The sequence below is a fragment of the Agromyces humi genome (assembly GCF_009720255.1).
GTDB lineage: Bacteria > Actinomycetota > Actinomycetes > Actinomycetales > Microbacteriaceae > Agromyces > Agromyces humi.
In genome coordinates, this window is the sequence record NZ_WJSP02000553.1 from 1 (window position 1) to 1,893 (window position 1,893).

At 71.4% G+C, this 1,893-nt stretch carries 3 protein-coding genes and 2 pseudogenes; 4 read left to right on the plus strand and 1 reads right to left on the minus strand.

Annotated elements, in window-relative coordinates:
- The 4 genes and pseudogenes from GH736_RS25350 to GH736_RS22150 form a co-directional block, all read left to right on the plus strand.
- Positions 1–535 (plus strand): annotated as a pseudogene (locus tag GH736_RS25350) (hypothetical protein); the annotation flags it as partial.
- Positions 536–595: 60 nt separating this feature from the next.
- The gene (locus GH736_RS22140; RefSeq protein ID WP_159607114.1) at positions 596–937 is read left to right on the plus strand and encodes a YciI family protein; all 342 of its coding nucleotides are present in this window, start codon (positions 596–598) and stop codon (positions 935–937) included.
- A 1-nt stretch (position 938) separates the two neighbouring features.
- A complete protein-coding gene (locus GH736_RS22145; RefSeq protein ID WP_159607116.1) occupies positions 939–1,301 on the plus strand; it encodes a YciI family protein in 363 nt (120 codons plus the stop codon).
- A gap of 103 nt (positions 1,302–1,404) precedes the next feature.
- Positions 1,405–1,584 carry a CsbD family protein gene (locus GH736_RS22150; RefSeq protein ID WP_130351845.1) on the plus strand — a complete coding sequence of 60 codons (180 nt, stop codon included), beginning with the start codon at positions 1,405–1,407 and terminating at the stop codon, positions 1,582–1,584.
- A gap of 90 nt (positions 1,585–1,674) precedes the next feature.
- Here GH736_RS22150 and GH736_RS22155 read toward each other — a convergent pair.
- Positions 1,675–1,893: pseudogene (locus tag GH736_RS22155) on the minus strand (hypothetical protein); the annotation flags it as partial.

A 1,893-nucleotide genomic window follows, 5' to 3' on the forward strand; every position in this document is an offset into this window, starting at 1 on the left:
TGCCGCCCTCCCCGGCTTCGCCGGTGCCGCGCCGCCGGCGCCGCTGTGGGCTCGGGTGCTCGCGGCCCTGCAGTACTGGCCGCCGCGCACCTCCCCGGCGCTCCTCGCCGGCCCGGTCACCTCGCTGGTGCAGTCGTTCTCTGCGCTCCGCCCGGCTTACTGGGTTTTCGTGCCGGCGCTGCCCTCCTCCCCCGCCGAGGTCGCGCTCGCCGCCGCTCCGGTGGTGGACTTCGATCGCCGCGACGACCTGCAGCGCGACCATCTCGCCGCGAGCGGCGTGGACCCCGATGCGCCGCCTCGCCACTACGTGCCGGCGTCGAACGACTTCGCGGTGGCCGTGAAGCTCGGGCTCGGCTGGGGCATGCTGCCCGCCTTCCAGTCCGACGGCGAACTGGAGCGTGGGGAGCTCGTGGCGCTGGCGGGCGATCCGATCGACGTCCCGCTGTACTGGCAGCAGTGGAACCTCCGCTCGCGGCTGCTGGACGCGATCGCCGACGCGCTCGAGGTGGAGGCGCAGACGGCACTTCGCCGTTGAGGTCGAAATCACCGCGGCCCGTACGTCGTATGAGCAGGACCGACGAGGAATGGAGTGTCGATGGAGATCATGATGTTCGTGGTGGCCGACCCCGACGTCGACGCGGGGGACGTCGACCAGGGGGTGGTGGCCGAGTGGGATCGGGTGATGGCCGAGCGGGGCGTGCTGAAGCGGGCGATGCGCCTGCGGCCGGCCGACGAGGCGAAGACGGTGCGGGTGCGCGGCGGTGAGGTGCTCGTCACCGACGGCCCCTTCACCGAGTCGAAGGAGTGGATCGCCGGCTACGACCTCCTCGAGGTCGCCGACCTCGACGAGGCCGAGGCCATCGCGAAGGAGGATCACCTCGCGAGGTTCGGCGCGCTCGAGCTGCGCCCCGTCTGGCCCATCGGATCGGAGGACTGAGATGGAGTTCATGCTGTTCATCGCGACGGATCCCGAGGCCGAGCCCGAGGAGGCGTCCGGAGGGCTCTCGATCGAGGAGTGGGTCGACGAGATGACCCGCAGGGGCGTCTCGATCGCCGGTGACCGCCTGCGCCCGCCCGAGTACGCGAGGACCGTGCGGGTGCGGGGCGAGGACGCCATCGTGACCGACGGCCCGTTCACGGAGTCGAAGGAGTGGATCGCGGGCTACGACGTCATCGAGTGCGCGGACTTCGACGAGGCCGTCGAGATCGCCTCGAGGCATCCGATGGCCCGCGCCGGACGCATCGAGGTGCGACGTGCCTGGCCGCTCGGAGCACCCGACGAGGAGGTGAGCGCCGTCTAGCGCGTGGCCTGCGCCCTCGCAACCCCCTGACATCACAGGCCCCGCGGAGTTGACTGGGGACCAGAGCGCGGCAGACCGCCACCGCTCGGGAAGGAGTTCGACGATGGGTGTCGACGACCGCATTGAGAACACTGCTGAAGACCTCAAGGGCAAGACCAAGGAGGCCGCAGGCAAGGTCACGGACAACGAGCGACTCGAGGCCGAGGGCAAGATGGACCAGGCCAAGGCGGACATGAAGAACACCGCCGAGGACGTGAAGGACGCCTTCCGCGACGACCGCTGACGACCTGCGGGTCACCGCAGTCGCCTGACCGCCCGCGTCGGAGACCCTCGAGGTCCCGGCGCGGGCGTTCGCCGTCTCAGGGGAGCGACGTCACCGCAGCCAGACGCGAAGGTCGCCGATGGCCGCGAAGCCGGCGGCCGTCGCCGTCGCGAGGTCCTCGCCCGTCTCCCAGCCCACGACGATCCGCCCAGGAAAGCGGCTCGCTGCCTCCGCGACCGCCGCATGGTAGGCGGATGCCCCGCCGACGACGTTCGAGAGGCCGACGACGTCGCCGGCGTCGGTCAGGACGGCGCCGTGCGTGAGCGGGTC